18 protein-coding genes are annotated in these 19,119 nt (G+C 68.7%); 9 read left to right on the top strand and 9 right to left on the bottom strand.

What is annotated here, in order from left to right:
* Positions 1–7: 7 nt before the first annotated feature.
* Positions 8–1,159 carry a variant leucine-rich repeat-containing protein gene (locus JOD52_RS14490; protein ID WP_204410745.1) on the bottom strand — a complete coding sequence of 384 codons (1,152 nt, stop codon included), beginning with the start codon at positions 1,157–1,159 and terminating at the stop codon, positions 8–10.
* Between the two features lie 333 nt (positions 1,160–1,492).
* Here JOD52_RS14490 and istA point away from each other — a divergent pair, with 333 nt between their 5' ends.
* The 3 genes from istA to JOD52_RS14475 are packed head-to-tail and all read left to right on the top strand — an operon-like array spanning position 1,493 to position 4,186.
* A complete protein-coding gene (gene istA / locus JOD52_RS14485; RefSeq protein ID WP_204408388.1) occupies positions 1,493–3,055 on the top strand; it encodes an IS21 family transposase in 1,563 nt (520 codons plus the stop codon).
* Positions 3,052–3,798: an ATP-binding protein gene (locus tag JOD52_RS14480; protein ID WP_338124028.1), complete on the top strand. Its 747-nt coding sequence runs from the start codon at positions 3,052–3,054 to the stop codon at positions 3,796–3,798. Before istA ends, JOD52_RS14480 begins: the two co-directional genes overlap by 4 nt.
* Before the next feature lie 4 nt (positions 3,799–3,802).
* On the top strand, positions 3,803–4,186 hold the full coding sequence (locus JOD52_RS14475) for a hypothetical protein (protein WP_204410743.1): 384 nt from the start codon (positions 3,803–3,805) through the stop codon (positions 4,184–4,186).
* On the opposite strand, the gene JOD52_RS14470 is transcribed toward JOD52_RS14475, so the two are convergent.
* The 4 genes from JOD52_RS14470 to JOD52_RS14455 form a co-directional block, all read right to left on the bottom strand.
* Positions 4,172–4,663, bottom strand: coding sequence for a hypothetical protein (locus JOD52_RS14470; RefSeq protein WP_204410741.1), 492 nt, complete (start codon positions 4,661–4,663; stop codon positions 4,172–4,174). The two genes, JOD52_RS14475 and JOD52_RS14470, sit on opposite strands and share 15 nt — an antisense overlap.
* 26 nt (positions 4,664–4,689) lie before the next feature.
* The gene (locus JOD52_RS14465) at positions 4,690–5,184 is read right to left on the bottom strand and encodes a hypothetical protein (protein WP_204410740.1); all 495 of its coding nucleotides are present in this window, start codon (positions 5,182–5,184) and stop codon (positions 4,690–4,692) included.
* A 1-nt stretch (position 5,185) separates the two neighbouring features.
* Positions 5,186–5,416 carry a hypothetical protein gene (locus JOD52_RS14460; RefSeq protein ID WP_204410738.1) on the bottom strand — a complete coding sequence of 77 codons (231 nt, stop codon included), beginning with the start codon at positions 5,414–5,416 and terminating at the stop codon, positions 5,186–5,188.
* A gap of 251 nt (positions 5,417–5,667) precedes the next feature.
* Complete coding sequence (locus JOD52_RS14455; RefSeq protein ID WP_204410736.1) at positions 5,668–9,588, bottom strand: nSTAND1 domain-containing NTPase; 3,921 nt, start codon at positions 9,586–9,588, stop codon at positions 5,668–5,670.
* Positions 9,589–9,868: 280 nt separating this feature from the next.
* On the opposite strand from JOD52_RS14455, the gene JOD52_RS14450 reads away from it, so the two are divergent.
* The 3 genes from JOD52_RS14450 (at position 9,869) to JOD52_RS14440 (ending at position 13,071) form a co-directional block, all read left to right on the top strand.
* Positions 9,869–10,606 (top strand): hypothetical protein, encoded by a 738-nt coding sequence (locus JOD52_RS14450; protein ID WP_204410734.1) that lies wholly within the window; start codon positions 9,869–9,871, stop codon positions 10,604–10,606.
* A 605-nt stretch (positions 10,607–11,211) separates the two neighbouring features.
* Positions 11,212–11,805 (top strand): signal peptidase I, encoded by a 594-nt coding sequence (locus tag JOD52_RS14445; protein ID WP_204410733.1) that lies wholly within the window; start codon positions 11,212–11,214, stop codon positions 11,803–11,805.
* A gap of 177 nt (positions 11,806–11,982) precedes the next feature.
* On the top strand, positions 11,983–13,071 hold the full coding sequence (locus tag JOD52_RS14440) for a Fic family protein (protein ID WP_259884291.1): 1,089 nt from the start codon (positions 11,983–11,985) through the stop codon (positions 13,069–13,071).
* A gap of 30 nt (positions 13,072–13,101) precedes the next feature.
* On the opposite strand, the gene JOD52_RS14435 is transcribed toward JOD52_RS14440, so the two are convergent.
* The 4 genes from JOD52_RS14435 to JOD52_RS14420 form a co-directional block, all read right to left on the bottom strand.
* Complete coding sequence (locus JOD52_RS14435; RefSeq protein WP_338124135.1) at positions 13,102–13,437, bottom strand: sensor histidine kinase; 336 nt, start codon at positions 13,435–13,437, stop codon at positions 13,102–13,104.
* Between the two features lie 182 nt (positions 13,438–13,619).
* Positions 13,620–14,576, bottom strand: coding sequence for a permease prefix domain 1-containing protein (locus tag JOD52_RS14430; protein WP_204410729.1), 957 nt, complete (start codon positions 14,574–14,576; stop codon positions 13,620–13,622).
* A gap of 2 nt (positions 14,577–14,578) precedes the next feature.
* Positions 14,579–14,932 carry a PadR family transcriptional regulator gene (locus JOD52_RS14425; RefSeq protein WP_204410728.1) on the bottom strand — a complete coding sequence of 118 codons (354 nt, stop codon included), beginning with the start codon at positions 14,930–14,932 and terminating at the stop codon, positions 14,579–14,581.
* An 81-nt stretch (positions 14,933–15,013) separates the two neighbouring features.
* Positions 15,014–16,405: a TIGR01777 family oxidoreductase gene (locus tag JOD52_RS14420; RefSeq protein WP_204410726.1), complete on the bottom strand. Its 1,392-nt coding sequence runs from the start codon at positions 16,403–16,405 to the stop codon at positions 15,014–15,016.
* A gap of 270 nt (positions 16,406–16,675) precedes the next feature.
* Between JOD52_RS14420 and JOD52_RS14415 the strand changes: the two genes are divergently transcribed.
* From JOD52_RS14415 to JOD52_RS14405, 3 genes are read left to right on the top strand one after another with little or no spacing between them, the layout of a single operon-like run.
* Positions 16,676–17,764 (top strand): YihY/virulence factor BrkB family protein, encoded by a 1,089-nt coding sequence (locus JOD52_RS14415; protein WP_204410724.1) that lies wholly within the window; start codon positions 16,676–16,678, stop codon positions 17,762–17,764.
* Positions 17,764–18,288, top strand: coding sequence for a DUF2243 domain-containing protein (locus JOD52_RS14410; protein WP_204410722.1), 525 nt, complete (start codon positions 17,764–17,766; stop codon positions 18,286–18,288). Before JOD52_RS14415 ends, JOD52_RS14410 begins: the two co-directional genes overlap by 1 nt.
* 10 nt (positions 18,289–18,298) lie before the next feature.
* On the top strand, positions 18,299–19,108 hold the full coding sequence (locus tag JOD52_RS14405) for a cytochrome c oxidase assembly protein (protein WP_204410721.1): 810 nt from the start codon (positions 18,299–18,301) through the stop codon (positions 19,106–19,108).
* The last annotated feature ends 11 nt before the right edge of the window (positions 19,109–19,119 follow it).

Genomic DNA, 19,119 nt, shown 5'->3' with positions numbered 1-19,119 from the left:
CGAGAGATCAGAAGAGCACCGCGCCCTTCCTGCTGAGTGTCATGCCATGCCCGGAATGATTGCTCCAGCAGGTCATCCCGGTGGACTCAGAGGTGCAGATATGGTCCTCGACCATGATCGTCTGACCATACTCGAGGGTGATCACCCGGTCGCCCGGGACGCCCAAGTACTCTGCCTCGCACATCCGCATGGGGTATGTGCCGTCGTAGATCAGATATGAGGCGACGCGCGTGTTCTCCCCACACTCGGAGTCCTTCGGACGGTCGGCGATGGAGCAGCCGGCCGTGATGCCCCCGAGCTCACAGGAGATGTTCAATGACGGTGAGGAGATGAGCACGTAGCTGCCGTCACCGCCCGGGAGGCTGACGATCATGATGTTGTCCTCATCGTCGTCTGCGCCTGATGCCTGCGGTGGAGCATCTGCGGCGCCCTCTGAAGTGCCACCGGCAGTCGCCGTCCCAGGGTCCTCGTGTGTGGTGCCGTCGACTGTCGAGGAACCGTCCTGCGCAGCTGGGTCTTCGTCCGCCATCTCTTCGATCCCAGGGACCGCGTTCTCACCATCGGACGGTGGGTTCGCGGGAGTATCCTCCTCGACTGCTGAGCCCGCGGAGGCGCCATCTTCTGCCGCCGACTCATCGGATGCCTCGCCGCTGGCGAACTCCGACGGCTCCTCTGTGAGCTCCTCGCGCCGCGGGCGCTCCTGTCCCTCTTCGGCGACCGCCGAGACTGGGTCCGGGTTCCGGTCGCTGAGCAACCAGATCACGCCGACGGCGCTGGCTGGAGTCAGGAGGGTCAGAACTCCGAGCGCCGCGGCCACGATCAGCAGGTTGCGATGCCTTCGACCCCCACGAGCCTGTCGCCCCGCGAGGGTGGCGCGGGGGGCCTTCTTCGACATCGAGGCGGCGGGTGGGGCCGGATCAGGAAATTTGACCGGTGCAGGGGCTGGGGTGCCGACCGGGGGCGATTCGTCACGGTCCGACGGCGCCGCGAGGTTCGGGCGCTGGGCGAGGATCCACTCACGGTAGGCCGGGTCGCACTGCGGATTGCGGAGGATCAGCTCCCACAGGCTCGGATCCTGCTGTGCGAGCTCGGCGAGGCGGCGTGCGGAAGTCAGAGGGTCCTCCGCCTCCCGGCGAAGGGCGTTCCAGGTGTCGTTCATCGCAGCCTCCAGACGTGACGAGGCGGACCGGGCCGTCCGCGGTGCGGCGCGAGCGCGCCTCCCCATAAGGGAACGTAGCCAGGAATGCCCTCCTGGAGAGCAGCAGAAGGTGTCCGAGGGTGTTCGGGACCGCGCGGGAACCCAGGGTCATCGGCGCCGCAGCCTCTCGATTGAATATTCGCCTCGCTGGGGTCCGCTGATCGAGGGTTCGGGTGCCACGTCGCTGCCGTAGCGGTGGCGTCGTTCGGGACCACCAGTGGTGTCGTTGGGGCCGCTCTGTCTACGCTCCTTCCGCCGTGTGTATAGGGCACGCGGCGGAAGGAGCAATCTGGAATGGTACGGAAGATCAGGGCGAAGCTGGTGCTCCAGCTGCGCGCAGAAGGTCTGTCGGGGCGAGCGATTTCGTCCTCGCAGGGCATGTCCCGCAAGTCCGTGAGGGCGGTGTTCGAGGCCGCTGACGCTGCAGGGATCGGGTGGGGCGATATCGCGGACGTCGCCGATGAGCAGGTGTATGCCCGGTTGTTCCCGGGCCGGGGCGAGCACGAGAGCGTGTTCGCACAGCCGGACTGGGAACAGGTCCATCGAGAGATGGCCAGGGTCGGCGTGACGCTGAAGCTGTTGCACGGCGAGTACTTCGACGCGACCACGGCGGCTGGGGATCCGGCGATGGGGTATGACCGGTTTTGCCGCACCTACCAGCACCACGTCATGGTCACCGGTGCCGCTTCGAGAGTCGGTCACAAGGCCGGCCAGAGCGTGGAGGTCGACTGGTCCGGCCCCACGATGGAGCTGGCCGATCCGGTCACCGGCGAGGTCTCGAAGGTGTTCTTGTTCGTTGCCTGCCTGCCTTTTTCTCGTTACGCGTTCTGCTTCCCGGCGCTGGATATGCGCCAGGAGTCCTGGCTGCGAGCGCACGTAGCGATGTTCGAGGCGCTGGGCGGGACGGTCCCGAGGATCGTTCCGGACAACCTCAAGACCGGTGTGGTGAAGCACCCCCGCGAGGGCGAGATCGTCCTGAACGATGCGTATCGCGAGATGGCAGCGCATTACTCGGCGGCGGTGCTCCCGGGGAGGGTGCGGAAACCGAAAGACAAGGCGAGCGTGGAGAACACCGTCGCGCACGTCGCGACCTGGGTCATCGCCGGGCTGCGGGATCAGCGATTCACGTCCCTGCCCGAACTTGCAGCCGCCATCGGGCAGCGGATGGAGGCCTATAACGCGGAGCCGTTCCAGAAGCGGCCCGGATCCCGCGCCAGCGTGTTCGACGCGGAGGAGCGGCCGCTGCTGACGCCGCTGCCGGCGGTGCCCTACGAGATCTCGACATGGCACTACGGACGACGAGTGGGCAGGAACGGGCACGTCACGTTCGCGCGGAACTTCTACTCCGCGCCGTTCGCGCACATCGGCGCGAAGGTCGATCTGCGCATCACGGCCCGGACGCTGGAGATCTATCAGGGCAGCCAGCGACTGACCAGTCACCTGCTGCTCCCGGAGACCGCGAGCAATGAGTACCGCACCAACGACGCGGACCTACCTGCGGGCGAGCGTTTCCAGGCCTGGGACGCGCAGAGGGTGCGGGCGTGGGCAGATCGGGTCGGGCCGGCCACGGTGATCGTGATCCAGCGGATCTTCGAGTCCGTGCCGATCGTGGAACAGGGCCTGGATCCCGCGTTGGCGGTGCTACGGCTCTCTCGCCGCTTCTCCGTAGATCGGGTCGAGGCGGCCTGCGCACTCGCGCTGACGGGACGGGTCCGTTCACCGCGCTATGCGCATCTGCACCCGATCTTGGCCACCGGGCAGGACAAGGTCGCCGCCCTGCGTCCACCCCGCGAGGAACCCGCGGAAGACGGCGGATACGTCCGTGGCGCCGACTACTACGCCGGAGGTGTCCGGTGAGCGTGATCGATAACGACACGAAGCGGAAGCTGCGCGAGATGGGCGCGACCGCGCTGCTGGACGCGATCGATGCCCAGGATGAGGCTCACGTGCTGGGGATGTCGTTCCAGGAACGGCTCCAGCTGATCGTGGACGAGGCGCATTCCATCTTCAATCATGGAAAGGTCGAGGGTCTGATCCGCCGGGCGGGGCTGCGTTATCCCGGAGCGGACCTGCGGCGGCTGGATCTGGTCGAGGAACGGGGACTGAACCGGAACGTGATCGCGCAACTGGCAACCTGCTCCTTCATCCAGCGGCAACAGAACGTGGTCTTCCAGGGCTTCACCGGCTCAGGGAAGTCCTACCTCGGCTGCGCGCTGGCGAAGCAGGCCTGCCAGCACCGGCTCCGAGCCCACTACATCCGAATGCCCGACCTCGAAGAGGCCTGGGCCCTGGCAAAGGACAAGCCGCAGGGCCAGACGAAGTTCCTGCGGAAGTACTCCACGTTCTCGCTGCTGGTGATCGACGAGTGGCTGCTGGACCATCCTGACGAGGGAATGCGTTCGATGCTGCTGGAACTGCTCGAGCGCCGCTATGACACCGGCTCGACCGTGTTCTGCACCCAGTACCCGAAGAAGGACTGGCACGCCCGGCTCGGTGGAGCAGTCCACGCCGATGCGATCATGGACCGCATCGTGCACAACACAATCTGGATCGACACCGGCGACAGGAACATGCGAGAACACACCGCACTGCCCCAGTGACCCGATGCCGGCGGGAGCCAGTGGTCCCCACCGCGGCGGCTACTGGCCCCCGTCGGCACGATCGGCGGTCCCCAAGAGCAAGATTCGGTGGCTCCCACGACTACGAATACTCAGCGAGGCGCTCGGACTGCTGGGCGTACTCCTCGAACCGCTGGCGCAGATCCTTGAGCTCTTGCGAAGTGGTGGCGACGTCAGCACGGACTTCACCCACCTCGACAGACACCTGCTGGATATCCCTCTCAAGAATCGTGCCCATTTCAGTGATGGCTCGTTCTACTCCGCTGAGGTCGATACGTACGTCAGACATGGGCGGTTTCCTCTCCTGTGGGACGGCGACACGGGCTCCCAGAGCGAGCCCGTGTCGCCTCTGACATCAGATGACGGGTGATCCGTCTGGACGGATCGGGACTACGTGCCCGTCCGCGTAGATCTCGATGTAGGCGTACGCCTCGGAGACCGCGAGGGGCCTGGCCGCGGTGTATATGCCGGGCACCTCCTGCTGAGCCTGGTAATGCTCGAGGATCACCCCGTCGAATCCGATGGCGTGATCGACGTACGGTGCTCCGAGGTAGCAGTGACCGAAGAGCCCGATGAGCTGGCCACCTCCACGTGTCTCGTACCATTCTTGAAGCCATTCGCGCACTGCGGCCTGTGCCTGGGGCGTAGGTGAGGCGTCGATAGTCCGAACATTGTCGAGCAGGTTTGCGGCACGAGGTCTGCGGCGAGCCTGGAGCTGGAGTGGACTGGGCGATGCTCCAGTGCTGTGGGTGGTGGAAGGTGCCAGCACGTTCGCTGCGAGGCGGGAGCGATTCCGCGGACGCAGCACCATGCCTTCGGTGCCGTTCTGGTCCCTGTTCAGCGTCACTGCTGGTCCTCCCGAGTCTTACCTGATCACAATGCGCCAGCACAGCGCCCGACGTCGCTCCGTCCGGAGACGCCCGCATTCCCTGTACCTTCGCCGGTCGCGAGACATGCGTGCGGACGTGAGACTCCGCAGATCCGTACGGTGTCGCCCTGCACCTTCTCCCGCAGGTACTCGCTGAACGCTCTGAGCGTCTTGTACCCCGGGGCGCCCCACGGCGAGATCGGGATGACGTAGAACAACATCTCCCGCGTGCGGAAGACGTCGTCGACCTGGAACATCACGACGTTGCTCCCGTCTCCGCCCGTCTCGACCCGCACGGTGAACTCGGCGAGAGTGACTCCGGCGAAGTTCTTGATGACTCCGTCGAACCCGCCCTCTGAGTTCTCGGACACCGAGACCTTCGGGCCGGTCGAGCGAGCGATCTGTGCCGCGTCACCGACGAGCTCGGCGATCCGCTCGTGGGTACGGGAGGTGGTGACGGTGAAGGCCAGTGCCGCGATCTTGTCGTCGATCCCTGCCATGTCAGCGCTCCTCCACCTCGCGGCCGGCGATCTCCCGCTCGGCTGCCTGGCGCTGCGCCGCCTGAAACATCCGCTGCCCGAGCAGGGCCAGGCCGGCACCACCGAGCCCGGTGACGGCGAGCATCGGCAGGTCCTTCGGGTAGTAGCCGATCACCACTCCCCAGACGAAAGCGATCGCGAGCAGCACCAGGCCGATGCCGCATACGAGGTATCCCGGAATGGGTGAACTCATTGCCCTCGCAGTCCCTTCGTCGTCACTGTCCCGGGGCCAGCGCTCCTTGGCGCCGCCCTCAGTGGCAACGTAGCCAGCCCCGGCAGCCGGAGAACAGGCGGAAGCCGTCCGGGTCTGATCGGGACCTGAGGCAATCACTCACCGCGCTCCAGCATCGGGGCGCCGTTGCGCTCCTCAGCGTCCGGAAATGTTCGAGAACAGCTCGAGACACCGTCACAACCTGCACTGTTATGCACCGGCGCCGCGCGGGTTCAGCTTTCGCAGGAGAGGCCGTCCTCCGGAAAGCTCGGTGCGAGCTGTCGAGCCTTCTCGAGGGTGAGCGGGGTGCCCACGGCGTCGCAGATGTGCTCGATGACCCGTTCGGTGTCGAGGTCCCACCACCACAGGTTCCCGCTGTACGTCGAGCCGACGATCCGCTTTCCGCCATCGAGGTAGGATACGTCCGCGATCTCGGTGCGCATCGGGCCGGTCAGTCGCAGCTGTGAGGTGCCGATGTCGGTCCCGTCCGCGCTCACTGAGCGGATATCGACATGGCTCACGGCGGCGATAGCGAGCGTCGACCCGTCGGGGCTGAAGTCCAGGCTCCTCGGGGTGTCGGTCAGATCTGTCGCCCGGGAGAGGACGCGTGGCGCGGAAGCCTCTGTGAGGTCGAGAAGGCCCACGCTGCGGGACTCCGTGGCGAAGGCGATCTGTCCTGGATGGCCCGGTCGGGCGAGGATCATGGCGGGGCGCTCTCCGTCCAGGCTCACGGAGGCGAGCGCCTCATCGGAGTCGAGATCCCAGACGAGCAGTTCCCAGCTGCCATCTTCGACGACGAGGGTGTCGCGGTCCACGAAGTCCATGGTGCCTCCGGCCAGCACCGGGATCTCGGAAGTCTTTCGCAGCTCGATCTCGGCTCCGCCGGAGCCGGGGGCGTCCTCGAGGTCGTAGACGACGACGGTGTCCTCGGACTGGTCGCCGACGGCGATGCGGGAACCGTCAGGAGCGAACTTCACGTAGATGATCAGTGCATCAGGGAGCGGGTCGATGACGGTCGGCGTGCTGAGGGATGTCTGGCCCACCCGCCAGATCTGCAGGCCTCCCCGTCCTGCGCTGGCGACGAACTTTCCGTCGGGACTGACATCGATCCCGTACCGGGTCTCGATGTCGGTGTCTGGGACGGTGATCGGAGTGTGCACTCCGTCCTCGCCGAGGCGTTCGACCTGGAGCAGACCATCAGCAGATCCGAGACTCGCGGCCAACGTGCCGGAATCATCGGAGACCACCTCGAAGACGCGGCCCCGCGGGTCCTGCCCCACGAAGCGTTCCAGCGGCCACAGCAGGATCGTGCCGTCGACTGTGTACGTGGCGAGGACGGAATCGGTGACGGCGAGCTGCGTGGGCAGCGAGGCCAGAGTCTGCGTACGGGTCACGACCCCCTCACCATCGATGATCCGCAGTGTCTGATCCGAGCCGACTGCGGCGATCCGCCCATCGGGCAGGAACTCCGTGTGATTCGTCCAGGACTCGAAAGCGCTCGACTCGACCACGGGCTCGAGCTCGTGAGGCTCCCCCTCGGTCCCGAGGATGTTGCCGATGACGACCGTGTGGTCACGGGTGGCGACAGCGAATCGCGTCCCGTCGGCTGCGAGACTGACCGACTGGACAAGCCCGGTCTGCAGTGGCGCTGACCATCGACCATCCCCCAGGGGATCATCCAGCGCCGCGACTGTTCCGTCCTCCGCGGCGGCGATCACCGTGCCGGCGGCCGCGTCCAATCCCATCACCGCCGACGGGGCGGACTCGTCGCCGCCCGGCCCCCGCAGCGCGGGCAGGACCTCGACGGAGCCGTCCTGCAGGCGCATCCTCTGGATCGTGCCATCGCCGGAGCCGAACAGCACTCCGCTGCCATCCGGCAGAACGGCCACAGAATTGGATGCCGCGGGAATGGTGAGGCAGCCCAGTTTTCGAGGTTCCGCCTCCACCTCCCAGACGCATCCTTCTGGCGGATCGCCGGAGATGTCCTCACCGGCGGCCGCGAGCAGGACGCGATCCCCCAGATCTACAAGGCTCAGCGCGTACGTGTGCGAAGAGGGCGTCGCGATCTCATGGAGGACCTCACCGGAGATCGGGTCGATGAGATGAACTGTGGAGTCCGAGCCGCCCTGGGCCACGAGATCCGACACGGCTGCCAGCGCACCGGGACCGGCAACACTCTGCAGGTCCCTGGGGAGTGCACTGGCACTCAAGGAGAGCAGCCGAGAACGCGTCGCTGCGTTGTCGTCGATGCCGAAGGCGGAGACGGCGAGCTGCGCCGCCTGGGACGGCAGCGTCTCGGCCACCACCTCCGAACGGCTGGCGATCTCGTTCCCGAGCGCAGTAGCGCGAGCATCATCAAGACGATGAGCACCGACCAGGGCCGTCACCGCGAGCACGAGGGCGACCACAGCGAAGGAGCTGGCGAAGGCGGTGACCGTGCGGAAGCGCCGAGCCGATTTCTTCAGCGATCTGTTCTCCTCCTCGGCCTCGTGCAGCTGCGCATTGTGAGCGTGCCGACTCGCCACCAGGAAGTCCCGTTCGACGCGTGGCAGCGGCGGGCGGAGCGAGCCCCGGTCATCGGTCTCGTCCTCGGAGGCCAAGATGATGGAGGCGTCCGTCGTGCGCAGCAAGTCATCCGGCCGCCCCGAGTCATCCCAGAACCGGGCGTACCGAGTGAGCATGCGACGCGCGGCCGAATAGTTCTTCGCCGAGGCGAGCCAGTCCGTGAGCCGCGGCCACGTCGTGAACAGCAGGTCATGACCGATCGTGATGCCGGCATCACTGCTCAGCAGCAGATGCGAGGCGAGGAAGACTTGCAGCACCTCTCGCGCCGGAGCGGAGGTGAACGTCTCCTTCGTCGCTGTGACCCTCGAGGGACGTTCCTCGTCCATGCGGATCATCTCCCGCAGGACCGGCCAGCACACTGCCTGCCCCTGCGCGCTCAGCCGCGCGAACGCAGCTTCCGCAGTCGTCTCGACCGATGCCGCGATGCCTCCAGTGCGGTGGTAGTCGGCGATCGTGATCGCCTCGGGAGCGCGACGCTCCACCCACAGCATCCGCATGGTCTGGGAGATCAACGGCAGCGCACCGACGAGCACACCGTCCGTGCGGCCACGGGTGGTCTGCAACGTATCGGCACCCAGATCGTTCAGCACCAGATCGATGACTCGGGGTTCGACGGTGACTCCGCGCCCGGACGTGGGAGCCTCCATGATCTGGACGACGTCCTTCCGGTCGATGGGACCCAGGACGAAGTGAGCATGCTCGAGCGCATCCTGCAGCAGCGGGATGTCGGTGGCGGGGGCGATCGCATCAGCTCTCATCACGAGCACCAGGGCCAGGGAGGAGCTCTTCTCCTGCACCGCGGAGACGGCATCCAGCAGCTGTCCGGCCAGCTGCGGAGGGCAGCTGGTCCAGAGCGTCTCGGTGTGGTCGAGGACCACGATCCGGCGGACATCGCCCGCAGGCGACTGCAGGACCTCGAGCGCCTCCGTCGACGGTGAGAGGATCACCGTCTCGACATCCGGAGCGAACTGCGCGGCGGTGGCCGCCACGAGCGAGGACTTCCCCACTCCTGAGCGGCCGGTCACGAGGAGGAGCGGCCGCTCCCGCCCCTCGAGCCTCCGCTGCAGGCGGGTACGGAGGTCGGCCATCGGCCCGTCCCGCCCCGCGAACATGTGCGCCGTGCTGAGGTCGTAGGGGAGCATCCCCGGATAGGGCGGGGTGCTGTCCGCAGGACGGACGCTCCGGGCCGACGGCTCCTGGATCGCCTCCCACCAGTCGACCGCCCTCACGCCGCCGGGGACGTCCGGGGGATCGGCCAGCCCGAGCACGCCGATGAGCCGGATGAAGTCCTTCCGCATCCCCACCTGCGGTGTGTACTTTCCCGTCAGCCAGCCCTGCAGCGTCGCCACCCGGATGCCGGAGAGCCTGTCGAGCGCGCGGTACGAGAGTCCCTGGCGCTGGCGCGCCTCGTTGAGCGCACCGGCGACTGCTGTCCGCCCTCTGAGCGCGGCCTGCTCGAGCCGCTCGCGCCGTTCGGAGGGCGCGGCCTGATCGCCGACGGGGGCGGCGGGGTCCTCGGACGTCCCGTCCTGGTGGGTGCCGCCCTCCGGCGTGCTGTTCGGGACCTCGTTCGAGTCCGAGCGAGACATCGAGAACCTCCATGCCCAGGAGCTTTTTCGCTCAGAGTAGGCCTGGGGCGCCCGCCTGCGGGGGCGATTCCGGACAGGCGCAGGCATCCGAACGGTTCCGAACACACCCCAGCGGGCTCGCCGGTCGCAGGCGGGCCGCAGACCCGCGCACCGCCTGCACCGGCCGGGCGCTCGGGGAGAGCAGCCCTCAGGGCGCCCTCAGGTCGAGGCGCCGAGCCGCATCCTCCACCATGGCACCATCACGAACACGGGCAGCCGCGCGGCGGAGTACACCCTCGAGGTGGCCCCCGGCCAGGCGAGCAGCCCCGTCCTGCCCGCCGCGGTGCAGATCGCTGCCGCACCGGTGACCCGCGCCTTGGACTGCAGCCCTCAGGCCGCGCTGAGCGGAGCGCGCACCGGGAATGCCGAGGCCGGCCTGAGCCTCCACGGCGAGCTCGCCGCCGGCGCCACCGCGACCGTGTGCCTGCAGACCTCCCTCACCGCCGCGGCGCATGCCACCCTCCCGGCCGGCACCCTCGAGCTCGCGATGACCTCCTCCCTGGAGTACGCGAGAGCCTCGCAGTGGCAGCTCACCGCCGATCGAGCGATGAGCGTGACCCAGACCGTGAAGCCCGCACCGCCCGCCGAACCCGAGGCCCAGACGATGACCTGCCGCGTGGACGGGCCGTGGGAACCGCAGCTCGCCTTCACCTCACCGAACGGGAAGAAGGACGCCTCGTACCGCAACCAGGTCCAGTACCGGATGTTCATCGCCCACGCCGACACGCCGAAGGCACGCATCGCCCTGCCGAACCCGTCGACCGCGGACTGGTACACCGTGGTGCCCCTGAGCAACACTTCGAACACGGTGAAGAAGCTGATCGCGAGCAGCGGGCACGGAAATGCCTGGCTGTACGTCGAGATGAAGCTGCCCGGCACCAGCGACTGGGCCCCCGTGGCCACGGGGAAGTTCCACACCACCCCCACCGTCGCCCAGGACATGAACGCCACGGGCGTGTACTGCGGGTGGCAGAAGTGAGGGACGAGCGTCACCGCCGTGGAGGGTGGGACGTCCTCACCGTCCTGCTGCTCACCCTCGTGCTCGCCCTCGCATCGATCACGCCGAGCCACGCCGACGAGCGGCCGCTCGAGTTCTCCTTGGACGGCGTGCACTGGACATCTGCCCCATCGGCCGCCCTCTTCGGCGAGGACGTGGTGCTCGTCCCCGGTGGCTCTGCGACCGCGACCCTCCACCTGCGCAGCATCGCCAGCTCCCCGGGCATGCTCGACGTCTCGCTCACCAACGTGCAGATCTCGACCGCAGACGCCGGTCGAGCCTTCGGTCTCGCCGTCCTCACCGAGGCAGGAGCCGGGGTGGGGGGTGGGGGTCGGCCTGCCGTGGACCAGGTTCGCGGATCTCACGGACTCCACGCCGCTCGGCCCGCCGGTCAGGCTCGACCCCGGCCCCGACCCCGTGCAGGAACCCCGACCCGAGAAGCTGGCCACGAGCGAGGCGCCGGGTTCGGACTTCGCTGGTGCCCTCGCCGTCACCGGTTTCGCACGTACCGTGGTGCTCGTGGCGGCAACGGGCATGATCAGCGGTGGACTCCTGCTGCTCCTCGCCGCCCGCCGGAGGGAGAGACGATGGGCACCGAGAGCCCGCGCCGCGCCCGAGAGGTGCTCCGGACGCTTCTGAACGGGCTCAGCCTGGGCGTCCTGCTGATCATCGTGGCTCTCGGAGCCCTCACCATCGTGGTGCCCGCCGCCGTGGGCGGGATGCCGCTGAGCGTGCTCACCGGCTCGATGCGTCCCACCTACCCGCCCGGCACGCTCGTGGTGATCAAGCCCGCCGCCCCCGAGGAGATCGGGGTGGGGGATGTGATCACCTTCCAGATCGAGTCCGGCAACCCTGCTGTGGCGACACACCGGGTCATCGCCCGCAGCACGGACAGCGGCACCGGCGAGGTGCGCTTCACCACCCAGGGCGACGCCAACAACACCCCCGACGCCGAACCGGTCCAGCCCGTGCAGATCCGGGGAAAGGTCTGGTATGCGATCCCGTACCTGGGCTGGGCCAATCAGGCCATCGACGGCAGCACCCGCAACTGGGCGGTGCCCACCCTCACCGGTGCGCTGTTCGTCTACGCGGCCTGGACCGTCGGCTCCGGGTTGCGGGAACGACGGCAGAAGAAGCGCACGGCCGAGGAGGCGCCGGCGCCCCGCTCCGAGGGGGACTGAGCCGGCAGCCATGCTGCGAGCGTGAACCCCGGACAAGGTTCAGTTAACCTTATGCATCTAAGGTTTACTGAAGGGGTGCTCATGGGTATCCATGGCTCATGGCTGCCAGGCCGTCAGCAGCCCGACTTCCGAGGCGCGACGGCGGCGGAACGACGGGGCGGCGCCTACTCCTACTACGTGCCTGCACGTCTCGCCGAGCAGGACGTGGGAGCTCTGCTCGGGCGGGAGCTGCGGGAGGAAGCACTCGAGATCGCCAGCCTCATCACTGCGACCTCCGCGCAGGTCGATGAGGCGACGCGACGGGGCATCTACCCCCTGCTCCTGCGCTCCGAGTCCATCGCCTCCTCGCGGATCGAACGCGTCAATGCCTCCGGGCGGGATGTCTCCTACGCCCAGCTCGGCGATCAGCAGGACCATCTGCCCAATCACGAGGCCATGAGCGTGGCCCGCAACGTCCAGGCGACGCGCGACGCGATCGAGGAGCTCGCGGGGCGCGATGAATGGACCATCGGTGATGTCGAGCAGGTCCATCGTGCGCTGGGAGTGGTGGGCGCCTCGGAAGGTCTGCGCCGGGTGGACGTGTGGATCGGCGGCCGGGACAAGCTCCGCGCAGAGTATGTGGCCCCTCCGCCGGGTGAGGTCCCCGCCCTGGTGGAGGATTTCCTGCAGTACCTCAGCAGCTCCGGAGAGCATCCCCTTCTGCTCGCCGCCATCGGCCACCTGCAGTTCGAGTCCATCCACCCGTTCGAGGACGGAAACGGACGCGCCGGACGAGCACTGATCCACGCGGTCCTCGAACGTGGTGGCGTCGTGCGCTCCGGCCTCCTCCCCGTCTCCACCGCGATCCGTGCACGAGAGCGGGAGTACGTGCAGCATCTCAGCACTTCACGTACGGACGACCCGTCAGAGGCGGCGGAGGCACTGAACGCGTGGGTGCGATTCTTCGTCGAGATCGCCGCCGAGGCATGCGAGCGGATGCAGGGCGTCCAGGACGAGATCCGTGCCCTCGACACGCTGCTCGCGGAGAAGGCCGCGGGCCTGCGCGCCGATTCCTCGGCCCGCCGGATCCTCCCGGTCCTCAGGGAGCAGCCGGTCGTCACCGCGAAGTTCATCGCTGAGCAGCTGGGAGTCTCTGCAGTGGCCGCGCATCGCGCCGTGGACACCCTGGTCACCCGTGGGATCCTCACTCCGGGAACAGGTAGATACCGCCGCTCGGAGGCCTTCCAGGCGGACGATGTGCTGCGGGTGATCGACGGGGCGAGCTGAGGTGTGAGATCCAGGCCGCCCGCCGCCTGTTCACGCCCGGTCCGCCCACTCGACCTCGTCCAGACCGAACCGGATGGTAAAGGTCGACCCCTCGCCCGGGCGGGAGCTCACGCTGATCTGACCGCCGTGGGCGACCACGATCCGCCGGGTCAGCGACAGCCCGATGCCGTGGCCGGGGATGTCGCTGTTGCGCGCGGTCTCGGTGCGGTAGTAGTCGGTGAACAGGTTCGTCTGCTCCTGATCGGACATTCCGATCCCGGTGTCGGTGACCGCGAGCTCGAGATGGTGATCCTCCACCGCGGTGTGCACGCACACCGTCCCACCGCGCGGCGTGTACTTCAGCGCATTGGAGAGCAGGTTCCCCAGTGCCCGCCACTCTACGAGTGTCCAGTCTCTCCGCGCTGAGGGAATCGCCTATCTCACCCTTGTTCAGCCCGGTGTGTGAGGACGGGGTGAGGCCCTCTCGCCCAGGTCCAGGACCGCAGGGCATCTCCCGGGGCGGTTTGAGACAGCACCGCCAGCACGGCACCGGAGTGGCCGGGTCGTTCTCAGCGGGCCGGGCCGGTGGAGCGCCGCGCCTTCACCCATCCACTGGCCGCATCCCACCCCGCGATGGCCGTCACGACTACGCCCAGCAGCACACCGAGGATGCGCACCACGTCCGCATCCACGCCGTTGTCCAGGAGCACGGCCTCGGTGAACGCGGGGTTCACCAGCAGTCCCCGGCCCAGCAGGGTCAGCGTCCAGCTCACCACCAGCAGCGCGGCCAGGGTGTTCACGGCCGCCAGGGGCGCCGTCCAGCCCCGCCGGATCCACACCGTCACCGCGATCACGGCCTCCAGTGCGAACAGGACGAACAGCGCCGCCATCCACCACGGCCACAGCTGCGGATGCAGGAACGAGAGCGTCTCGCCGCGCACGTGCACCACGCCGCGGGTGCCGTCCCACAGGACCGCGGCGGCCGTCACCGCGAGCAGCGCCAGGGAGGCCACCACGTCCGAGAGGCGGGCATCGGGATCCTGGGCCTGCGGCAGCTGGTCCACGTCCCAGCCGCCACCGGCATGGGTGCCGCTGCGCTCCAGGATCACGAACACCAGCGTCACCCAGAAGAACACGTGCACGGCGGCGCTGAGCGCGATGGCCAGGGACTCGGCGATGATCGTCTCCACCGGGGAGCCGATCAGGGCCTGCGCGACGGCGACGCCGCCCAGTGCGCACAGCGGCACGATGATCAGCAGCGCCTTCAGCAGACGCCACCAGGTGAGGTAGTAGCGCGGGCCGATCAGGTGCAGGGGGCGATCCGCATAGCCGGCCGCGAGCACCGCCGGATCGCCCAGCTCGGTGAGCACCGCCCGCTCGGCGGCGGCCGGATCCTCTCCCTGCTCGATGCGGGCCTCGACGGCGTCGTCGATGGACACGCCCAGCTCGGCTCGCACGTCCTGCTGGGACTCGGCCGGCAGGGAAGCAGTGGTGGCGGCGATGTAGCGCTCGGTCAGTGTGGGCATGATCAGTTCTCCTCGGTCGCGAGGGTGGGGGAGCCGGGGGTGAGGGAGGCGATGGCTGCGGTCAGCGCCGTCCACTCCGAGGTGAGCGCATCGGCCAGGGAGATGCCGGTGGCTGAGGTGCGGTAGAACTTCCGCGGCCGGGCCTCCTCGGTGTTCCATTCGCTGGTGAGGTGGCCCTGCTTCTCCAGACGGCGCAGCAGGGGGTACAGCGTGTTCGCGTCGGTGGCGAAGCCGAGGCGTTCGAGGTCCTGCAGCAGCCCGTAGCCGTAGCCGGGGGAGCGCAGCAGCTGCAGGCAGGCCAGCACCACGGTGCCACGTCGCAGCTCCTGCAGGTGGGTGTCGAACACATCGTTCATGGCGCACACGATACTGTGTGGCACACACTATGACAATGGGGTCGCGCGGCATTGGCCCTTATCGGGGGCTGGCCGTGCGGATCAGCGCCGCAGCACGTGCCGCAGGGCGCCTTCCAGCTCGGGGTGCGCCGCCTGGAAGCCACTGGCGCGCAGGCGCTCGTCGCTCACCCGCTGATCGGTCTCCACGATCGCGCGTGCCCCCTCCCGGCCCAGCACCAGCCGCGGGCCGAACGGCGGCACCGGCACGGCGGAGGGGCGGTGCAGCACCCTGCCCAGGGTGCGGGCCAGCTCGCCGGCCGTCGTCGGCTGCGGGGCCACCGCGTTCACCGGGCCGTCGAGCGCGTCGGTGAGCAGGGCGTGCACGTAACTGCGCGCCATGTCATCCAGGGTGATCCAGCTGATCGCCGCGTCCCGAGAGGTGAGCGGGCCGCCCACACCGGCCAGGAACAGCGGCAGCTGCGGTGCCAGCGCACCTCCCGCATCGGTCAGCACGATCCCGGTGCGCACAGCGCAGGTGCGCACCCCCGCCTGGGCGGCCGGCGCCATCTGCTCCTCCCACGACCGGCACACGTTCGCCAGCACGTCCTCGCCCGGTGCGGAGTCCTCGGTGAGCAGCTCACCGGGACGCCTCGCGCCGTAGTAGCCGATGCCGCTGGCCTGCACCAGGATGCGCGGCCCGGACCCGCTGCGGGCCAGCTGGGCCAGGGTGCGGGCGATCAGCCCCGACGAGGAGGTGCGGGAGGCCAGGATCTCGTGCTTGGCGCGGGCCGTCATCCGGGTGGCGATGCTGCGCCCGGACAGGTTCACCACCGCATCGACCCCCTCGAGGTCCGACGGATCCAGCACCCCGGCCGCCGGGTCCCACGCGATCTCTCCCTCGCCCGCCCGCCTGCCCCGCACCATCCGCAGCACGCGGTGCCCACCGGTGCTCAGCAGCGCGGTCAGCTGCGTGCCGATCAGGCCGGAGGCCCCGGCCACCGCCACCGTCAGGCGCGGCGCACCTGCCAGGCGCCGATGCAGGTCCAGATCCTGCTCCAGCTGCGCGGCCCGGAAGTCCAGCATCCGCCGCACCTGGCCAGCGGCGATGCGCTCGCCGATCCCGGCCCCTCGCGGCAGGCGGAGGTCGATGGTCTCCTGCAACCGTGTGTTCGCACCGTCGTCGGTCTGCTCCATGTGGTGGTGGTGCCGCCAGGCGCGGAACGGGCCGGTCACCTGCGCATCCACGAAGGAGAAGGAGGTGGGGGTCTGCGTGACGTCGCAGTGCTCGAGGGTCCATTCCGGGCGGATCCGTCCCAGCTGCGCGGGACCCAGGCGGGTGCGCACCCGCGTGCCGTCCTCGATGCCGTCCTGGCGAGGATCCTCCACGCTGCCCAGCGCCGGCGGGATCATCCGCACCAGTGCGCCCGGCCGCCGATGCCAGGCCACCACGTCCTCCAGCCGATGGTGGATCACGGAGCTCAGCTCGATGCGCATGAGGGCACGATACGCCGTGACCGTCGCGCAGCCACCGCGCGCGCCCACCCGGCCCCGGGGCCCGGCTCGCGGCCTGCGCATGTTCGACCGGTCGGTCATCGGTCGCCGGTCTCCGGCGCCGCCCCCGTAGTGTCGACAGAACGAGGGCGGCTCGCAAGGTGGCCTGCTGCGGCTTCCGGGCAGGCTCCCACGCAAGTGGCCCCAGATCCGCGGACGGCCCCCGTGCACCACGCCCCGGACCTACCACTGACGCACGGGGAGAGGACCACCATGAACTCGAGCAGCACCGAACACCGGAACGACCCGGCCGACGCCCCCCACCCCGAGGACGACCGGAAGCCTGACAGTCCCACGGAGGTCACCAAACCGTCCTGGAAGTACATCCTGCGCACCACCGTGCGGGAGTTCAGCGCGGACGGCTGCACCGACCTCGCTGCGGGGCTGACGTACCGCACCGTGCTGTCGATCTTCCCGGCCCTGATCGCGCTGGTGTCGATCCTCAGCCTGTTCGGGCAGAGCGAGTCCTCGGTGACCGCGGTGCTCGACCAGGCCGAGGGCATCGTCCCGGCGGACATGTGGCAGACGGTGCGACCCGCCCTCGAATCGATCCTCACCGCCCCTGCGCCGGGCCTGGGGCTGATCATCGGCCTGCTCACTGCCCTGTGGTCCGCTTCCAGCTACACCAAGGCCTTCGGTCGGGCGATGAACACCATCCACGACGTGCCCGAGGGGCGTGGCGCGATCAAGCTCAACGTGCAGATGTACCTGCTCACGGCCCTCTTCTTGATCCTCGGAGTGATCGGGCTGCTGATCTTCGTGCTCTCGGGTCCGGTGGCGCAGGCCGTGGGCGACGCGATCGGCCTGGGCGGCGTCGCGGTCACCATCTGGAACGTCGTCAAGTGGTTCGTGCTGGCCGCGATCGTGGTGTTGGTGGTGGACCTGTTGTACTACGCCACTCCCAACGTGAAGCAGCCCAAGTTCCGCTGGATGAGCATCGGTGCGCTGCTGGCGATCGTGGTCGCCGTGCTGGCCAGCGTGGGGTTCTTCTTGTACGTCTCCAACTTCGGCAACTACAACGCCACCTACGGGGCGCTGGCCGGCGTGATCATCATGCTGCTGTGGATCTACATCATCAACGCCATCCTGCTGTTCGGTGCGGAGGTGGACAGCGAGATCGAGCGCGGGCGTGAGCTGCAGGCCGGGATCCCGGCCGAGGAGGAGCTGCAGCTGCCCGCCCGGGACACCAAGGCCAGCGACAAGAAGGAGAAGAAGTACCAGGAGGATCTGGAGCGGGGCCGCAACCTGCGCGAGAGCGCGGGCCGTAGTCAGGAGGACCCGCACGCTTCTAAGGAGCGGTGATGTCAGCGGCCGTGGCGGGGCGCCCGGATCGGCGCGGAAAGCGGAATCCTGACCGCCGCACGGTGGCTTCCGGGTTCCTGTTCGGGTGCGGCATCGCCGCGGCGATGATCGACCTGTTCGTGTTCCACCTGGTGCTGCAGTGGCACCACTTCTACGACCTCTCCACCACCCGGGTGGCGCTCACCGCCGACGGCTTCTTCCACGCCTTCGCCTGGTTCATCACGGTGGGGGGCCTGTTCCTGCTGGCCGATGTGCGGCGCCGCTCCACTGTGGTGTGGCCCCGGTGGATCGGCGCGGTGGTCACGGGCCTCGGATTCTTCCAGCTGCTGGACGGGGTGCTGAACCACAAGGTGCTGGGGGTCCATCAGGTCCGCTATGGCGTGGACCTGCTGCCCTACGACGTGGCGTGGATCGGCTCGGCGGTCCTGCTGCTGCTGATCGGCATGCTGATCCTGTGGCGCACCCGCCCGGACGCCGCCCCGGGCGCCGATCCGGCGGCCGGTACCGGCACCAGCACCAGCTGAGGACGACAAGATGGGGCACGGCCACGACGGCCACGCGGCATCGGCGACCGGGTGGGCACTGTTCGAGGCCGCAGCCGCCGCGGTGCTGGTGTGCGCTGCGGTGGGGTACGCGGTCGCGCTGTGGGCGGCACGGGACCGCAGCCCCTGGCCCCGCCGTCGCACGGCTGCCTGGTACGCGGGCCTGGCGTGCGTGGCGATCGGGCTGATCGGTCCGCTGGCGGCGGCCGCCCACTCCAGCTTCACCGCGCACATGGCGGCTCATCTGGCGTTGGGCATGGCGGGCCCGCTGCTGCTGGTGCTGGGCGCCCCGGTCACCCTGGCCCTGCGCGCGCTGCCGGTGTCGAGGGCGCGGGCGCTGACGCGTCTGCTGCGCACCCCGTATGTATGGGTGATCACCCATCCGGTGGTCGCAGCCGTGCTCAACGCGGGTGGGCTGTGGCTGCTGTACACCACCTTGCTCTACCCGATGATGCACATCTCGGTGCTGCTGCACGCGGTCATCCACGCGCACATCGTGCTGGCGGGCTACCTCTTCACCGCGTCGCTGATCGGGCCCGACCCGGATCCGCACCGGACCTCGATGACGGTGCGCTCCGTGGTGCTGATCGTGTTCATCGCGGCGCACTCCGTGCTGGCCAAGTGGCTGTATGCGCACCCCCCGGCGGGCGTGGACGCAGCGGACGGGCGGCGCGGGGCGCAGCTGATGTACTACGGCGGGGACGCCGTGGACGTCGTGCTGATCGTGCTGCTGTTCGCCGGCTGGTACGCCGCATCCCGGCCCCGGGAGCCGCTCGCGCCGGTACCGGCCTCCGGAAGCTGAGCCCGGGTAGG

Origin of the sequence: Brachybacterium muris (assembly GCF_016907455.1) — a bacterium.
GTDB classification, from domain to species: domain Bacteria; phylum Actinomycetota; class Actinomycetes; order Actinomycetales; family Dermabacteraceae; genus Brachybacterium; species Brachybacterium muris.
Note: the sequence above shows the minus strand (reverse complement) of the source record. Positions and strands in the feature narration are given on the sequence as shown.

Excerpts from the sequence above, each read along its gene's own strand:
- JOD52_RS14490 (WP_204410745.1), bottom strand. The coding sequence starts at position 1,159 with ATGAACGACACCTGGAACGCCCTTCGCCGGGAGGCGGAGGACCCTCTG.
- istA (WP_204408388.1), top strand. The coding sequence starts at position 1,493 with ATGGTACGGAAGATCAGGGCGAAGCTGGTGCTCCAGCTGCGCGCAGAA.
- JOD52_RS14475 (WP_204410743.1), top strand. The coding sequence starts at position 3,803 with ATGCCGGCGGGAGCCAGTGGTCCCCACCGCGGCGGCTACTGGCCCCCG.
- JOD52_RS14465 (WP_204410740.1), bottom strand. The coding sequence starts at position 5,184 with ATGGCAGGGATCGACGACAAGATCGCGGCACTGGCCTTCACCGTCACC.
- JOD52_RS14460 (WP_204410738.1), bottom strand. The coding sequence starts at position 5,416 with ATGAGTTCACCCATTCCGGGATACCTCGTATGCGGCATCGGCCTGGTG.
- JOD52_RS14455 (WP_204410736.1), bottom strand. The coding sequence starts at position 9,588 with ATGTCTCGCTCGGACTCGAACGAGGTCCCGAACAGCACGCCGGAGGGC.
- JOD52_RS14445 (WP_204410733.1), top strand. The coding sequence starts at position 11,212 with ATGGGCACCGAGAGCCCGCGCCGCGCCCGAGAGGTGCTCCGGACGCTT.
- JOD52_RS14430 (WP_204410729.1), bottom strand. The coding sequence starts at position 14,576 with ATGCCCACACTGACCGAGCGCTACATCGCCGCCACCACTGCTTCCCTG.
- JOD52_RS14425 (WP_204410728.1), bottom strand. The coding sequence starts at position 14,932 with ATGAACGATGTGTTCGACACCCACCTGCAGGAGCTGCGACGTGGCACC.
- JOD52_RS14420 (WP_204410726.1), bottom strand. The coding sequence starts at position 16,405 with ATGCGCATCGAGCTGAGCTCCGTGATCCACCATCGGCTGGAGGACGTG.
- JOD52_RS14415 (WP_204410724.1), top strand. The coding sequence starts at position 16,676 with ATGAACTCGAGCAGCACCGAACACCGGAACGACCCGGCCGACGCCCCC.
- JOD52_RS14410 (WP_204410722.1), top strand. The coding sequence starts at position 17,764 with ATGTCAGCGGCCGTGGCGGGGCGCCCGGATCGGCGCGGAAAGCGGAAT.
- JOD52_RS14405 (WP_204410721.1), top strand. The coding sequence starts at position 18,299 with ATGGGGCACGGCCACGACGGCCACGCGGCATCGGCGACCGGGTGGGCA.